The organism is Phascolarctobacterium succinatutens YIT 12067, from assembly GCF_000188175.1.
Lineage (GTDB): Bacteria > Bacillota > Negativicutes > Acidaminococcales > Acidaminococcaceae > Phascolarctobacterium_A > Phascolarctobacterium_A succinatutens.
This window is the reverse complement of sequence record NZ_GL830852.1, coordinates 1-16,259: the sequence shown is the minus strand read 5'-3', so window position 1 is coordinate 16,259 and position 16,259 is coordinate 1. Positions and strand designations below refer to the sequence as shown.

At 50.2% G+C, this 16,259-nt stretch carries 14 protein-coding genes; 12 read left to right on the top strand and 2 right to left on the bottom strand.

The annotated features are described in order from the left end of the window. Positions 1 to 225 precede the first annotated feature (225 nt). The 12 genes from HMPREF9443_RS01380 to HMPREF9443_RS10770 all read left to right on the top strand — a co-directional run bounded on the left by HMPREF9443_RS01380 (position 226) and on the right by HMPREF9443_RS10770 (position 14,668). Positions 226 to 567 carry a YlbF/YmcA family competence regulator gene (locus HMPREF9443_RS01380; RefSeq protein ID WP_009144696.1) on the top strand — a complete coding sequence of 114 codons (342 nt, stop codon included), beginning with the start codon at positions 226 to 228 and terminating at the stop codon, positions 565 to 567. Continuing rightward, positions 567 to 1,469 carry a UDP-N-acetylmuramate dehydrogenase gene (gene murB, locus HMPREF9443_RS01375; protein ID WP_009144695.1) on the top strand — a complete coding sequence of 301 codons (903 nt, stop codon included), beginning with the start codon at positions 567 to 569 and terminating at the stop codon, positions 1,467 to 1,469. Before HMPREF9443_RS01380 ends, murB begins: the two co-directional genes overlap by 1 nt. A 163-nt stretch (positions 1,470 to 1,632) precedes the next feature. After that, the gene (locus HMPREF9443_RS01370; RefSeq protein ID WP_040564644.1) at positions 1,633 to 2,031 is read left to right on the top strand and encodes a hypothetical protein; all 399 of its coding nucleotides are present in this window, start codon (positions 1,633 to 1,635) and stop codon (positions 2,029 to 2,031) included. Positions 2,032 to 2,040: 9 nt separating this feature from the next. Beyond that, complete coding sequence (locus HMPREF9443_RS01365) at positions 2,041 to 2,850, top strand: nitroreductase family protein (RefSeq protein ID WP_040564642.1); 810 nt, start codon at positions 2,041 to 2,043, stop codon at positions 2,848 to 2,850. Between the two features lie 204 nt (positions 2,851 to 3,054). Beyond that, the gene (locus tag HMPREF9443_RS01360) at positions 3,055 to 3,888 is read left to right on the top strand and encodes an ABC transporter ATP-binding protein (RefSeq protein WP_009144692.1); all 834 of its coding nucleotides are present in this window, start codon (positions 3,055 to 3,057) and stop codon (positions 3,886 to 3,888) included. Between the two features lie 7 nt (positions 3,889 to 3,895). Further along, a complete protein-coding gene (locus HMPREF9443_RS01355; RefSeq protein WP_009144691.1) occupies positions 3,896 to 5,554 on the top strand; it encodes a hypothetical protein in 1,659 nt (552 codons plus the stop codon). Positions 5,555 to 5,556: 2 nt separating this feature from the next. Continuing rightward, positions 5,557 to 7,206: an ABC transporter ATP-binding protein gene (locus HMPREF9443_RS01350; protein ID WP_009144690.1), complete on the top strand. Its 1,650-nt coding sequence runs from the start codon at positions 5,557 to 5,559 to the stop codon at positions 7,204 to 7,206. Beyond that, positions 7,175 to 8,050, top strand: a complete 876-nt coding sequence (locus HMPREF9443_RS01345; RefSeq protein ID WP_009144689.1) for an energy-coupling factor transporter transmembrane component T family protein — start codon at positions 7,175 to 7,177, stop codon at positions 8,048 to 8,050. Before HMPREF9443_RS01350 ends, HMPREF9443_RS01345 begins: the two co-directional genes overlap by 32 nt. After that, positions 8,047 to 9,456: an outer membrane protein assembly factor BamB family protein gene (locus HMPREF9443_RS01340; protein WP_009144688.1), complete on the top strand. Its 1,410-nt coding sequence runs from the start codon at positions 8,047 to 8,049 to the stop codon at positions 9,454 to 9,456. The genes HMPREF9443_RS01345 and HMPREF9443_RS01340 overlap by 4 nt, the downstream gene beginning before the upstream one ends. Beyond that, positions 9,457 to 11,172 carry an ABC transporter ATP-binding protein gene (locus HMPREF9443_RS01335; RefSeq protein ID WP_009144687.1) on the top strand — a complete coding sequence of 572 codons (1,716 nt, stop codon included), beginning with the start codon at positions 9,457 to 9,459 and terminating at the stop codon, positions 11,170 to 11,172. 214 nt (positions 11,173 to 11,386) lie between these two features. After that, positions 11,387 to 14,008: an alanine--tRNA ligase gene (gene alaS, locus HMPREF9443_RS01330; RefSeq protein WP_009144686.1), complete on the top strand. Its 2,622-nt coding sequence runs from the start codon at positions 11,387 to 11,389 to the stop codon at positions 14,006 to 14,008. Positions 14,009 to 14,308: 300 nt separating this feature from the next. Then, positions 14,309 to 14,668 (top strand): hypothetical protein, encoded by a 360-nt coding sequence (locus HMPREF9443_RS10770; protein ID WP_148495301.1) that lies wholly within the window; start codon positions 14,309 to 14,311, stop codon positions 14,666 to 14,668. Positions 14,669 to 14,793: 125 nt separating this feature from the next. Here HMPREF9443_RS10770 and HMPREF9443_RS01320 read toward each other — a convergent pair whose 3' ends face one another. Then, a complete protein-coding gene (locus HMPREF9443_RS01320; RefSeq protein ID WP_040564639.1) occupies positions 14,794 to 15,747 on the bottom strand; it encodes a lactate/malate family dehydrogenase in 954 nt (317 codons plus the stop codon). A gap of 116 nt (positions 15,748 to 15,863) precedes the next feature. Then, positions 15,864 to 16,073: a DUF1858 domain-containing protein gene (locus tag HMPREF9443_RS01315; RefSeq protein WP_040564637.1), complete on the bottom strand. Its 210-nt coding sequence runs from the start codon at positions 16,071 to 16,073 to the stop codon at positions 15,864 to 15,866. Positions 16,074 to 16,259 lie beyond the last annotated feature (186 nt).

Here is a 16,259-nt window from a genome sequence, read left to right as displayed (position 1 = left end):
TCTTCTGTATGAGTTAAGCGTAGCGCTCAAACAGTTGCGTCATTCCTTTGGTTCCGGACACTCATTTGCTAAAATTTATATTCGCTGCACGGCATACCGCTTGCTTGTATTGGCGTGATATCTGCAAGCTTTAACAGTATAACCCGCGTATGTGTTTTGTTCTTTTTTCTATATTTGGTTTTCTTACGTTAGTGTAAAAATATATCATTAGTGAGGTGTTTAATTATGAACGTATATGATAACGCAAACGAATTGGCTAAGGCTATGCGCGAAAGCCATGAGTACAAAAAACTGAAGGAAGCAGCTGCTGTTCTGGAGAAGGATCCGGATGCTAAGAAAATGGTTAACGAGTATCTGATGGTTGCTCAGGAAGTTGAGTTTGCTAAGCATCAGGGTAAAACTCCCGACCAGGCTTCTGTTGATAAAATGCAGAAGCTGCAGGGCATTTTGAATCTGAATGCAGATGCAGTTCAATATTTGAACGCTCTGATTCGTTTCCAGATGATGCTGATGGACGTTACCAATACTATTCAGGATGTTGTCAAAGAGGCAATGGGAGAGAAATAATGACGTTGCAGGAGATTTTCGCAGGCTGTACTGCCAAGCCTTTGCTGGCAGAGGAGCCGATGGCGAAGCATACATCCTTCCGTATCGGCGGTCCTGCCGATCTGATGGCTATGCCGCAGAGCGAGCAGGAGCTGCAGCAGCTACTGCAGCGTGCCGGCGAGTCAAAGGTGCCGGTTACGCTGATTGGCAACGGTTCTAATCTGTTGGTGCGCGATAAGGGCATCCGCGGCCTGGTTATCAAGCTGGGCAATATGCTGAATGATGTTGTTGCTGACGGCTGCACCCTGACCTTTGGCAGCGGTGTTTCGTTGGCTGCTGCTTCCCGTAAGGCGGCAGAGCTGGGCCTGAGCGGCATGGAATTTGCTGTAGGCATTCCCGGCAGCATCGGTGGTGCTGTTTATATGAATGCCGGTGCTTATGACGGTGAAATGGCTAAGGTTGTTACCGGTGTGCGCGTAATGGAGCTTGACGGCACAATCAGCGAGCTGGCGGCTGCAGCTCTTGATTTCGGTTATCGCCATACAGCACTGCAGGGCAGCGGTAAAATCGTTACTGCGGTAACTGTGCGCCTGACTGCAGGTGATAAGCAGGCTATTGCCGATAAAATGGCAGATTTCAGTAACCGCCGTATTACTAAGCAGCCGTTGGAGCTGCCCAGTGCAGGCAGTATGTTCAAGCGTCCTTCCGGATATTTTGCCGGTACGCTTATCGACCAGACCGGTCTTAAAGGTTATACTGTCGGCGGTGCGCAGGTTTCCGAAAAGCATGCAGGCTTTGTGGTGAACATCGGCGGAGCAACGGCAGCAGATGTGCTGCAGCTTATCTGCGATGTGCAGGATAAGGTTTTTGCAGCGCACGGTGTGCATCTTGAACCTGAGGTTCTGGTTCTCGGCGAAGAATAATTTGTGGGAGAGCGCCGATAAGGCGCCATCTGCGTCGTCAGGGCTCCTAGGAGTATAAGATTATACGCCGTCGTCGCCCTTCCTCGTATCCGGCATCTTCTTAACAATCTCTCTGCTTATGAGAAGGGTTGAGCACACTAATAGTTTACAGGAGAAGAGAATTTTGGAGCAGCAACTTTTAACAGAACAGGAAATTCACGAGCTTGGCTTACAGGCTCTTGTTCCCTGGCTGGAAAGTCATAATTTTAAAATTGATTATATGCAGACTGATATGAATACTGTACCGCATATTTTTGCCCTGAGCGGCAAAATCCTGACGGTTATCGTCGCAGCAACGGCAATGTACCCGCACAAGGGTGTTGTCGGTGAAGCGGACAAGGCTTATACTATGCGTGTAGCAACACAGCTTGGTGCTCTTTGTGCTACCGCTTCTATCGGTCTGGTAAATGTAGATGGTCTGCCTGATGATAAAAAGCTCATGGGTACGCCTATGCGCAATGGTCATTATAAGGCAGATTTTAGTGGACTGGAATACATTCACTATACCGATAATGCACTGTGAGGTGACGTTATGGACTTGTTAACAGTTAATCAGGATAAATGCCTGCGTTGCGGCATTTGCGTAGAATGCTGTCCTTCCTGCATTCTTTCAATGGGTGAAAACGGACCGGAGTGCAATTTTGACCGTGGCTGCATGAGCTGCGGCCAGTGCGTTGCTATCTGTCCCGTAGGAGCCTTGGATAATAAATATACGCCGCTGGCGGAACAGCGTCCGGTGACGATGCCGCTGCCGACACCTGAGGTTGCTTATGAATTTTTGCGTATGCGCCGCAGTGTGCGCAACTTCAAGCCTCAGGCACCGACGGATGAAGAAATTACCCGTATGCTGGATGTGGCACGCTATGCGCCGACTGCCGGCAATTCACAGGGCATGTACTATATCGTTATACGCGATAAGGAACAGATCCGTGCAATTGCCGACACTGTTGCCAACTGGATGGAGAACGAGGTTGCGGCAGGCACCGAAAATAAACGTTATTTTCAGGTGGTACTGCGCGCTTACCGTGAGCGTGGACAGGATATTATCGCCCGCAATGCGCCCTGTCTGGTTTTTGCGTTGGCACGCCGTCTGAATATTACCGGTGTGAGCAATGCAGAGCAGAGTTGGGCCTATGCAGAGCTGTTTGCCCCGACCATCGGTTTGGGAACAACTATCGCCGGCTTTATCCAATCCTGCGGTATTGCAGGCTATCAGCCGCTGCTGGATTTGATTGCCGTGCCGCCGAAACATAAAATTGTAGGTACGCTGATGGTTGGCTATCCTAAATATAAATATCAGCGGATGCCGGAAAGACAGCATCTGAAGGTTGATTTCCGTTAGTTTATTTAAGCATGAACTATTGCCGTGGTTCATGCTTTTTATTTAAGATTTTATCTGATAAGAAGTTCTTGATTATATAGAGTGCGGACTGTGATTTATTGTCGCTGATGCTTCTATGTGGTATAATATAAAAGATTGGGTAAAAGTATATGGCACTTAAATTTATTTGAATTTTATGATGAAGTATGAGCATGAGGTGTAATAATGTCAGAAGCAGTTTTGAGTGTTAATCATTTATCTATAGGCTACGGCAGCCGCTGTGTTATCAGCGATGCAAGCTTCACTATCGGCAAGGGCGAGCTTGTAGGTATTATCGGCTGCAACGGTGCCGGCAAGAGTACGCTTTTGAAAACAATCCGCGGCATGTTGCCGAAGCAGAGCGGTGAGGTTTTGTTTTTTGATAAGCCGATGGAGGAATATACCGACAGAGATTTGGCGCGTGAGGTAGCCTATCTGCAGCAGCAGGTAGAGGTTGGCTTTGGTTATACAGGCCAGGATATTGTTATGGCAGGCCGTTATCCCTATCTTAAATGGTGGGAGCGCGAAAGCGAGGACGATAAGCGTCTGGCGCTGGACTGCATGGAATATACCGGTACGCGGGAGCTGGCAGATAAGCCGGTGACAGAGGTTTCCGGCGGTCAGAAGCAGCGTATCCTGTTGGCAAAGGTTTTGGCGCAGCAGACACCGGTGCTCTTTCTCGATGAGCCTACTACCGGTCTGGACATGGTTTATCAGGAGGAGATTTTCCGTTTTGCGCGTGAGCTGGCGCTGATGGGCAAGACGGTGCTGATGGTTGTGCATGAGCTTAATCTGGCAGCCAAATACTGCGGCCGTATTCTGCTTTTAGGCGAGGGCAAGCTGCTGGCAGACGATACTCCGGAGCGTGTTTTTACAGAGCCTTTGCTCAGCAGAGCATATGCGGCTGATATTGCCGTAAGCCGTAATCCGCTGAATAATAACCTGGAGATTACAACTCGTGTAGATGAGGCAAGCAAAAAGAAGGAAACAGCATTATTGAAAAAGATTTGCTGTGAATAGGTGAAGTATGAGAATCTTATATATCCTGCTGGCGCTGCTGTGCCTCACGCAGCAGGTCTTTGCAGGCGTAAAGCTGGAGGCAGTGTATCCCTACAATCTGGATAAGAGTGCCGCACATGTAGTGCATGGCGGCAGCACAATGCCTTTGTTTATCAATATTACCGGCTTTGATGTACCGCATGAGCAGCCGGCGCATTTGCGTGTTATTTTGCCGGAAGGCTTTAAGGCGCTTGCCAATGACAAATGGCGCTTGGGAAGCGCTGACGGCCGCCAGACGGCGGAGGCAGATTGGGTGCTGCCGGCAGATTTCGGACAGAGCTTTGATCTGCTTTACATTCAGCCGCAGACAGACCTTGCACGCGGACAGAAGCAACTGCTGGTTGAGGTCAGCGGCGATGGCTGGCACGAACGCAGGGAGCTGAGCTTCAGCTATGAGCCGGCGGCAGCAGCTGTTGCTATTGCGTCGCAGCCGGGGAAGAAAATCGACAGAAGTAAATTCAACTGGTATATTCAGAGCGTTACTCTGCCGGTAGATAATTTGGGTAATAAGGATGACCACGCGGCAGAAGGCGTGGTTTTTATCCGCGATACTACGCTCGAAGGCTTTCGCAACCGCATGACGGGCGATGGTGCGACGAACTGGTCGGCAGTGTTTAACCATCCTGCAACTTTTCTGGTGCTGGATATGCGTAACCCGCAGCGCGATGTGCGCCTGTTGAAATTTAAGGCGGAGCTGATTGATAAGAAGACTGGCAAGGTTATGCCCGGTCTTTGTACCGCCGGCAAAAACAATGAGGTTTCCGAGCATGGCTGGGCAGGTGACACAGGCAGCGTCAACGAAACTACGGCGCTGATTTCGCTGGACGGCAAGAAAACTCAGGCCTTTATCATTCCGTTATATGTAGATTATTTTACAGTGTTGGAGGGCGATTACAGCCTGCGTGTTACTGTAAGCGGTAACGGGCAGGAAAAGGTGCAGGAGGTACCGCTGACAATCGCCAAGAAGCATAATCTGGGCCTTTTGGCAGTAGGCTTTTCCTTTATCTGCCTGCTGGCTGTGCTGGCCTTTAGCTATAAGCTGAAGGGCTGTATTTACCGTATCGGTGCGCGCGGTGCTATTACGGTGGCACTCTTTGCGGCGCTGGCCTTTGGCGGTATCACACTGCCGACGACACTTATCGGTGATTTGCTGCATGTATTCTTAGGGCCTTTCTCCGGCTTGGTGACAGGCATTCTGAGCGGTATGCTGCTGTATTTGCTGGTGGTGGCGCTGCTAGTGCTCTTCCGTGCACCGGGCGTACTGACGCTGATGTATTTTGTCAAATATATGCTTTCCGGTCTGATGTTCGGACATTTTACGCCGTTAGGACTTTTGAGCATGTGTGTCAACGTAGCGATTTTGGAAACGCTGTTGTATCTTTCCGGCTTCTACCGCAGGCAGGAGCTGGGCAAGGGCTATATGCTGTTCATCTGCCTGCTGATGGGCGTGGGCGATGCGCTTGTCACCTTCGTCAACATGGAGCAGATGATGTTCTTCTACCGTCTGTATTATGCAGACTGGTATCTGGCGCTGTATATGCTGGTCAACGGCCTTGTGTACAGCAGCATCGGCGCCTGGCTGGGTGCTAAGACGGGCAGCAAGCTGCAGCAGGTTATGGGGGAATAGAGATGCTGAAAATAGACAATTTATCTTATCGCTATCCCTCTAGGAAGCAGTTTACCTTAAAAAATATCAACCTGACGCTGGCGGACGGTGAAATGCTACTTTTGGCAGGTCGCAGCGGCTGTGGCAAGTCGACGTTGATTAAGGCTGTCAGCGGCTTGTTGGGCAGCGAGGAGCGCGGTGAGCTGCAGGGAGCAATTTACCTGCAGGGCGAGGATATCAGCAAATGGCCACCGGAAAAAACAGGCCAGCTGGTGGGCACTGTCTATCAGTCACCGGACGACCAGCTTTTTGCGATGACGGTGGCGGATGAGGTTGGCTTTGCACTGGAGAACCAGGGCGAGGAGCCGGAGATTATCGCGCGCAAGGTGAGCGAAACTTTGCAGTTGGTAGGCTTGGGAGGCTTTGAGGATTACAGCATCCACAAGCTGAGCGGTGGCCAGAGGCAACGTCTAGCGTTAGCTTCGATTCTTGTTACCAGGCCGGGACTTTTGATTTTAGACGAGCCTGTGAGCCAGATGAATCCGCAGGGCGTGCAGAGCTTTATGCAGCTTTTGGTGCGCCTCAACCGCGAGGCAGGCATTGCTATTTTGATGATTGAGCATCGTGTAAACGAGCTTTGCAAATATTTTTCGCGTCTGGCAGTAATGCAGGACGGACGTATTGTTTATGACGGTCTTGTTAAAGATGCCTGGCAGGCGATGACAGGGCGCACGGATTTAGGCTTGCGTGAACCGCAGACGGTGAAGCTGTGCCGCGCACTGCAGCTGTCGGAGCTGACGACAGACCAGGAAAAAATAGTGCAGATGCTGCGCAGCGAATGCGAGCCTGCAGCAGCTGCTGAGCAGGCCAAGCCTGCAGGGCAACAGCAGCCTCTTATGGAAGCTTGCGATTTGTATTACACCTATCCCGGCGGCAAGGAGCCAACGCTGAAGAATTTGCAGTTTACGCTTTATCAGGGGCAGATTACAGCGATTATGGGCTTCAACGGCGCCGGCAAAAGCACGCTGATGAACCTTTTGGGCGGCCTGACACAGACGCAGCAGGGAAGCATGCTGCTGGAGGGAAAACCGGTCGACAAGCAGCTGGGCAAAATCGGCTATCTGCGGCAGGAGCCTGATCTGATGCTGCTCGCAGATACGGTGCGCGAGGAATTGTGTTGGAAGAATCACACGATTACGCAGCAGGAGCTGCAGCAGCTCTTAGAGCATATGAATTTAGCGGAATATGCCGATGATTTTCCGCTGGCGCTGAGCAAAGGGCAACGTTTGCGCGTTGTTTTGGGTGCTATGCTGGCGAAGAAGCCGGCGCTGCTGCTTTTGGACGAGCCTACGACAGGACAGGACGAACAGAGTCTGGCGGAAATCCGCCGTCTGCTTTTGGCTTATAAGGAGCAGGGGGGCAGTATCTTCATCTGTACGCATGATATGGAGCTGGCGGCACAGGTGGCCGACCGCGTAATTGTTTTGTGTGCGGGGCAGATTATTGCCGACGGCACGACAGAAGAGGTTTTGAGCAATAAGGAGCTGGTGGAGGCCGGCGGTCTTACACCGTCAGCGCTCTTGCCGGTGTGCGAGCAGGCGGGGCTTCCTCCCTGCATCACGGTAGAGGGGGTGAAGCGCTATGTCCGTAAGACAGCTATGGGAAGGCACTGATGCAGCAGGTTGGGCACAGAAGCTCAACGGGCGTACCAAGCTGCTGTTCCTCTTCCTCTTTGCAATATTGATGATTACCGTGGATAATCCGCGGACGCTCTTTATTTTATTTACGTTTACCTTAATACTGCATCTGGCAGCGAAAACCTCTATCTACAAATGGAAGGTGATGGCGATTCTGCTGATCTTGGGCCTGTGGGGCTCCATGTTCAGCCAGGCGCTGTTTTTTGCGCAGACACCGCGCACACCGCTTTTCGTGCTGATTGCTCCGGAGGCAGGCTTTATCGGCCAGCTGACGGGCGGACTTTTCATCTACCGCGAAGGCATTCTGTACGGTGCGGTGCAGGGATTGCGCAGCGCCAGCATGTTGGCTTTGGGGCTTTTGGTTTGCTGGACGAGTGACCCGCGACAGCTGCTGCAGGCATTGCTGGGCTGGAGGCTGCCGCCGCAGATGGCGTTCATGCTGGTGACGGCGATTCGTTTTTTGCCGGTGCTGGCGGCAGAAACAGGCGAGGTTATTACAGCGCTGCAGCTGCGCAGTGACAGCCAGAGGGGACGCACTGCTGTGCTGCGGCATTTGCCGTATATCGCCAAGCCGTTGTTGGCGCGCTGCCTGAGGCGTGCGCAGACGCTGGCGCTTTCGGTTGTGAGCCGTGGCTTTTTCGCAGGCGGCGCCGGAAGGCGACGCCAACAGTGGGACGCACGCGAAAAGGCAAGCTGCCTGCTGCTGTTTGCAGTAGTGGTGGCAGTTGTTGGCAGTAAAATAATTTACCTGCTGTCGGAGCAGGGCTTCTACTTTGGCGTTTTCCGCCAAATCTATGATTGGACGGTGCTGTATCTATGAATAAGCTTAAAGGCTGGCTGGCGCTTGTGCTACTGCTGCTTTCCTGGTGCGCACTGTACTGGATTACCGGCAGCAGAACGCCATGGAACCAGTTTCATGTTAACAATGACGGCTCCGGTGTGAGCGTTTATCTGGGTGATATCCCAACACAGAATTATGACCGCATGGGCTTTACTAAGGCGGTAGTGCGTTATGCTGCCGACGAAGAAGGCTGGATTGTCGGTACGGAGCGTGGCGAGCTCTTCCTCTTTGACAATGAAGGACGTCAGAAATGGAAACGTTCCCTTGGCATAGGCAAGCTGATTGCTCTGTGCCTTACGTCTGACGGCAAACTGGCGATAGTAGGCGAGCAGAGCGCTGAAGGCAGGCTGTATGCTATTGATGTTCATACGGGTGATATCCGTTGGCAGTATAAGAGTGCTGACTTCGTCGGCTCCGATGCTTCGCAGCGTTCCTATCCGTCGGTGGTGCATATTGCAGTCGATAAGGAAAACAACGTCTATGCCAATGCCTACCGTTTTTTGATGCGCAAGGACGGCAGCAGAGGCTACAATGCAAAAATGCTGGCTGTAAATGAGGAGGGTAAGTTGCTGTGGCAGTTCCCCAAGAATGAGGTTATCGACAGCTGGATAAACTGGTGCGATGTCAACGATAATAACGGCAGAGCAGTGTTTTCTACTTCTGCCTACGATTACCGCGAGGATATGAAGTATAAGGATACGATGTATTTCCTCGATAAAAGAACCGGCGAGCTGCTTAATTCGACGCATGTGCCGCCGATTCCACCGTTTGATAACACAGTTATGCGCGGCAGCCCCAACTACAGCGCGGACGGCAAATATCTGGCAGCAGGAGCCAGTGACGGACGCGGAATTTTGTTTGATGAGGCAGGCAAAATCCTGTGGACACGTTCCATTTCCAAGCCGCAGCAGGTGGATGGTGCATATGTAAATGCCAGCGGCCGCGACGGTTTCGTAACACCCTACGGCGTACTCTTTACCACGATTAACACCTTTAACCGTGAAAATTGGCAGCTGCCGACGCCGGTAGAACACCCGAGCAATAACAGTATTTTTGTATTCAATACAGACGGTACCTTCCGCTATCAGTATATGGCAGACGGTACGATGGAGGAAATTGCTTTCGCCGGCAGGCTGGCGGCCTGCGCGGTGGGGCGCAACGTGCGCACGCACAATTACAAGGCGCACGGAGCACTGGTGCTGGACCTGAAAACAGGCAAAAAGTACAGCTATTTCCCAACCGAAGGACCTTGTCAGGCGATTGGTATTTCACCTGACGGACAGTGGCTGGCAGGTGTGGAGGCGCCGGCACTGACTCCGGATGGCAAAATTATCGGTGCTTACCGTTTACATATCTGGAAAAATAACGCAGGAGGAGCAAAGTAAATGTTAGAAAAAATAATTCATTATTATAAGCCCTATAAGCTGATTTTGCTTCTGGTGCTGATAGGCTCATGCTTCTCGGCCTTGATGGAGCTGGTCTTTCCTTATATTGTAAGACAGATGCTCAACGTCGAAATTCCACAGAAGAATCTTGACGAGCTTTTTTACTGGGCAGGCATACTGGTAGTATTGTATCTTATCAACTTTGGACTGCTTTTCGCAATTAACTATTATGGACGTGTGATGAGCTCCGGCATTGAAAACGACATGCGCCGTGATTTATTTGCGCATATGGAAAAAATGTCCTTCCGCTTTTTTGATAATGCCCGCACAGGTCAGCTGCTGTCGCGTATTACGAGCGATATCGTGGAAATCAGTGAGCTGACATTTAAAGGTCCGAATGACCTTCTCATCTGCACCATCAGTATGCTGGGTACTATTTTCATGATGCTTTACCTGAACCCCTTCCTTGGTTCTATTATCAGCGTGCTACTGCTTTTCAAGGCAGTGCATTCTGTTTATGTTAACAGGAAGATGAAGCGTGCCTTCCGCCGCAGCCGTGAAAAGTCCGGTGAGGTTTCGGCGCAGGCAGAGGAGGCACTGAGCGGTATCCGTCTGGTGAAGGCATTTGCCAACGAGCCGTTGGAGCTGGAACGCTTTATGCGCAAGAGCAACGAGCTTATGCGCGTGCGTAATGAATCCTTTGGCATCTTGTCATACTTTAACGGCACTATTACCTTCTTTACCAATATTACTAACCTTGTTGTATTAGTCTGCGGTGGTGTGATGGTTGCTGATGGCCAGCTGCCGCTGAGCGATTTTGTCGCTTTCTTCCTATATGTCAACATCTTTATGAAGCCTGTTTTCCGTCTGCTGATGTTTACGGAAATGTACCAGCGCGGTATGGCCGGTTACAATCGCTTCAATGAGATGATGCAGCATGAGGTGGAGATTGACGATGCGCCTGATGCGATTGCTGCAGGTGAGATTAAGGGCCGCATTACCTTTGAGAATGTAACCTTTGGCTATCTGCAGGATAAGCCGGTGCTGAAGCATTTTGATCTTGATATTGCTCCCGGTGAAAAGGTGGCCTTTGTGGGTGCTACGGGTGCAGGCAAAACGACACTGGCAAGCCTGCTGCTGCGCTTTTACGAGCCGACGCAGGGCAGAGTGCTGCTTGACGGCGTAGATATCAGAAAGTATAAACAGAGCTACTTGCGCAATCATGTAGGTTTGGTGCAGCAGGATGTTTTCCTCTTCAGCGATTCTGTTAACTTTAATATTGCATATGGCAAGATTAAGGCAAGCGAGCAGGAGATTGAGCAGGCTGCCAAGCTGGCGGCTGCTGATGACTTTATCAGCGCGCTGCCTGAGGGCTATGAAACTAAGGTCGGTGAGCGCGGCGTGAAGCTGAGCGGCGGGCAAAAGCAGCGTATTGCTATTGCCCGTGCCTTCCTGAAAAATCCGCCGGTAATGGTTTTTGACGAAGCGACGAGTGCGCTTGATACCAAAACGGAAAAGCAGATTCAGAAGTCCCTGGATAAGCTGGCTGAAAGCCGCACTACGCTGATTATCGCACATCGTCTGTCTACGATTATCAACGCTGACAGAATTGTGGTGCTGCATAACGGTGAAATTGCGGAAATCGGCACACACAAAGAACTAATGGCCCTTGGCGGCATTTATAAGCGCCTTTATGAGCTGGATGAACAGGATTAAGCTTAAAAATTAAATTTAAGCAGACGGAGCAGTTAGATTGCCTTTCGGGCAGATAATTGCTCCGTTTTTTATGCTATGTATACACTTGCGGAGCTTTGCGCTTATTGACATTCACAGGCAAAAATTATATAATTTTTTTATATGCAATCTTTGTCTGCTGCGGTAATTTCCGCAGTAATGCAGTATTATTTTTCGAAGGAGCGAATGAACTACTATGAAATACATGACTGGTAACGAAATCCGCGAAAAGTTTTTGAAATTTTTCCAAGATAGAGGCCATCTTATGCTTCCGAGTGCTTCCCTGATTCCTCAGGATGACCCGACTCTGCTGATTATCGGTGCAGGCATGGCACCGTTCAAGCCGTTTTTCACCGGCAAAATGAAACCGCCTGCTACTCGTATCACCACCTGCCAAAAATGCGTGCGTACCGGTGATATTGAAAACGTTGGCCGCACTGCGCGCCACCATACCTATTTTGAAATGCTGGGCAACTTCTCCTTTGGCGATTACTTCAAAAAAGAAGTTATCCCCTGGAGCTGGGAGTTCCTGACCAAGGAGCTTGGCCTGCCTGGCGATAAGCTGTACATCACCATCCACACTGAGGATGATGAAGCTTTTGATATCTGGCACAATGTTGTAGGTGTTCCTGAAGACCACATTGTACGCCTGGCTGATAACTGGTGGGAAATTGGCAGCGGTCCGTGCGGTCCTGACTCCGAAATCCACATCGACCTCGGTCCTGAACGCGGCTGCGGCAAACCGACCTGCGGCCCCGGCTGTGACTGTGACCGTTTCCTGGAAATCTGGAACCTGGTATTTACCCAGTTCAACCAGATGCCTGATGGCACCTATCCACCGCTGAAAAACAAGAACATTGATACCGGCGCCGGCTTAGAGCGTTTGGCAAGTGTTGTTCAAGGCAAGCCGTCCAACTTTGAAACTGATCTGATTTTCCCGATTATTGAATATGCAGCTAAGATTGCTAATGTTGAATATGGCAAGGACAAGGCTACCGACGTTTCCCTGAAGGTTATCGCTGACCATGTACGCAGCATGACCTTTATGATCGGTGATGGTATTCTGCCGTCCAACGAAGGCCGTGGCTATGTACTGCGCCGTATCCTGCGCCGTGCTATCCGTCACGCTCGTCTGCTGGGTATCAACGAGATGTTCCTGACCGGTGCTGTTGACGTTGTTATCGGCATGTTCGGTCACGCTTACCCCAACCTGGTAGAGAAGGCTGACTTCATCAAAAAGGTTGTGGAAATGGAAGAAACCAGCTTCCTGCGCACTCTGAAACAGGGCTGCGAGCTGCTGAACGAGGAGATTGAAAAGCTGAAGGCTGAAAACAAAACCGTGCTCGACGGTGCAACTGCTTTCAAGCTGAACGATACCTTTGGCTTCCCCTGGGAACTGACTGAAGAAATTCTGGAAGAAGCCGGCATGACTATGGATAAAGAAGGCTTCGACGCTGCGCTGGAGGTTCAGCGTAAAATGGCGCGTGAAGCACGCAACGATAAAGAGGGCCGTCCGGTTGTTTATAACACCAGCGGCATCAATGTTGCTGAACTGAAGGTTGACGAAGCTGCAACCGAAGCTAAGATTGTAAAAATGTATCCTGCGCATGACGCACAGCCGATTGAAAACGCTGCTGACGGCACTGATGTTGCTGTTATCTGCGACGTTACCGCTTTCCATGCTGAGGGCGGCGGCCAGCTGGGCGATATCGGTACTATTACCGCTTCGACCGGCGTTATCGCTGTAAATGTTACCAAAAAGCTGCCTGACGGCGCTGTTATTATGATCGGTTCCGTAACCGAAGGCACTGTTGCTGTAGGTGACGCTGTTACCTTTGCTGTAGACAAGGCACGCAAGATGGATATCGCTCGTAACCATACCGCAACCCATCTGCTGCATGCTGCTCTGAAACAGGTTCTGGGTGCCCATGTTAACCAGGCCGGCAGCTATGTTGGTCCGGACCGTCTGCGTTTTGACTTCTCCCACTTCTCTCAGGTAACTGCTGAGGAGCTGAAGGAAGTAGAGGCTATTGTCAACGAGCAGGTGCTGGCTGGCAAAGCTGTTAATATTGAAGAGCTGCCGATTGAGGAAGCTAAGAAGAAGGGTGCTACTGCTCTCTTCGGTGAAAAATACGGCAATATTGTTCGCGTTGTTACCGTTCCGGACTTCTCTATGGAGTTCTGCGGTGGCAGCCATGTAAGCAATACTGCTCAAATCGGTATGTTCAAAATCGTTAGCGAAGGCTCCAGCGGTGCAGGCGTGCGCCGTATTGAGGCTGTTACCGGTCATGGTGCTGTGGCTCATGTAAATGCTACCGAGGAAATGGTGAACGGTCTGGCTGCTGAGCTGAAATGCCGCTGCTGCGACGTTCCGACTCGTCTGGAGGCTCTGCAATGCGAGCTGAAGGCAGCACAGAAGAAGGCCGAAGAGCTGGCTGCAGAAATCGCTAAGGTGCAGGTAAGCAATGTTGCTGATCAGATTAAGGATGCTAACGGCGTTCCTGTTCTGGTACAGAAGGTTAATGCTGACAGCGTTGACGCTCTGCGTAATCTGGGTGACCAGATGCGTGATAAGGTGGGCGGCGTTGTTGTGCTGGCTGCTGTTATGGGCGAGAAGGTAAGCATTCTGACCATGGCTACTAAAGATGCAGTTGCTAAAGGCGTACATGCGGGCAACATCGTTAAGGCTGTTGCTAAGCTGTGCGGCGGTGGCGGCGGCGGTCGTCCGGATATGGCACAGGCTGGTGCTAAGGACGTAGCTAAGGTTGATGAAGCACTTGCTGCTGCTTTTGATATCGTTGCTGCTATGGTGAAATAATTACTTCGTTTAGCAGACGTTGAATTAAATATTACCTAAAAATAAAACTGACGAGGCAAATTTTGCTTCGTCAGTTTTTGTATGTCTGTAATAGTGCTTTCAGCCGGTTTGATTACAGTTGTAAAAAACGCTTGCCGAGAAGCATTTTTTGTTAAGCGTTATTGCAACGCCGATAATATTTTTACTATGTATTTTTTGACAAAGAGTCCGAATCGTGATAAATTAATATTAGCAGGAGTTTTTATTTTGAGCGTGGGCTATGTCTCCGTATGTGTGTATATTATGAAGGAGGTTTTTCTTATGGCAGAAGATTTTGTTGGTGTAAGCGGTTCTCTTAATGAAAGCTTTGTCGGTGCAGCCAATGATAAGCTGTTCGAGGTTCCTTTTGAAGCGCTGGAGGTGCGCATGGCTAAGGAAAAACCGCAGCTTGTACCCGGACTGACGGCTTTGAAGAAGGCTATGTCTGCGCCTGCGTTTGAGCGTCTGATTAGCCCGCTGCTGAATATTAACCTGGGCGACGATGCGTTGCTGCTGGTTGCCGGCGATGAAAGAGTGCGCACGGAGCTGATCGGCAAGTATCTGCCTGTGATTAAAGCTGCTTTTAATGTTAGCAATGTGCGTGTTGTCGGCGGCGCACGCAACGGATTGGACGCATATTGAGGGTGTGAGTTTGTAGTTTTATAATGTGTATAAAAAAACGTCGTGAGCTTATGAGTGCTGATCATTGCTTACGACGTTTTTTGTAATTAACGTTTTACATTCTTATAAGCATTGCAAGCTTATCTTTACAAGCTGCCTGCTCTATCCAAAAAGCCACGCAGAATGTCGCAGGAGACAGCGAACTTAGCTTCTTCTTCTTCCGTCAGCTTCAGTTCAAGAATCTCTTCGATACCGTTCTTGCCGATGACACAGGGTACGCCGGCAGCAACGTTCTTCTGACCGTATTCGCCGTTGAGAGCGGTGGAGCAGGGCCAGATGAGCTTCTGATCATGGAAGATAGCCGTAATCAGCATGCAGGCAGCATTGGCAATACCGAATTCTGTGCAGCCTTTGCCGTCAACCTCGATATCACCGGCTCTTTTAACCTGCAGCTGCAAATCATCCAGACTGAGGGCAGCCAGCTCCGGACGTTCGCTGCGCAGCTGGGCAAAGCTCTTGCTGCCGATGCGGATGCGGGACCAGACAACGAAGCTGGAATTACCGTGCTCACCCATGCAGAAGGCTTGGATAGATTTACGGCTGTAGCCGGTAGCGGCGCTGAGTACGCGCAGCAGGCGGTAGCTTTCCAGGCTGGTGCCGGTGCAGAAGCAGCGATGCGAATCCCACTGCATCTGACGGCGGATATGCTCGCAGATAATATCTGCAGGATTGGAAATGCTGATCATAATTCCCTTGAAGTCAACCTGTTTCAGGTGGCTGATAACTTCGTTAGCCATCTTGATGGAATCATCAAACATATCCAGACGAGTTTCGCCGGGACGACGGCTGCGGCCGAAGGCCATTACCAGAATATCTGCGTCATTGAGCTCACTGTATTCACCGGCGCGGATTTTTGCGTCGTGACCGCAAAGAGCACCGCTGACACAGTCGTCCAAATCCAGTGCCTGTGCTGCAGCTTTTTCCTTAAGAATATCAATCAGTACAATATCATCTGCTTCACCGGATTGGATGAGCGCTAAAGCAACGTGAGAGCCGACGTGACCTGCGCCGACGATTACAACCTTACGAGTTTTGAACATAACAGAGACCTCCTTATGAAAACAGGGAACCGTCCCCACTTGTGCTGGAGATAGCTCCCTCATTTTTTCTATGCGGTGAAAATATGCCGGTGCAGTATTTATCCCGCTTCGCTATTTTATTTGTTTGCTTCTGCTTCGGCAATAACTTTATTGATATCTTCGATAAGAGCATCAACATCAATGCCGTGAGCGCCAGCGCCTTGACCGATGGTTTCGAAATGAGCAGCCATGCAGCCGATGCAGCCCAGACCATATTCAGCGAAAACCTCCATGATTTCAGGATGGTTTTGAACGGCTTCAATAATGCCGGTATCTTTAGTAACCATTGTATAAGTCTCCTTTTTATAAAAATTGTACACGAAATCCGTACTCATTCATTATATCATCTGTGCTTCTAAAAGCCAAATTTATTACTGAAAATTTTTTGCGAAATAAGCTTGACAGAGTTCACGTTTTTTTGATTATTTTTTCACATTAAGCCGGCTAGCGTAAAGTTTTTGTAGGAAAAACGG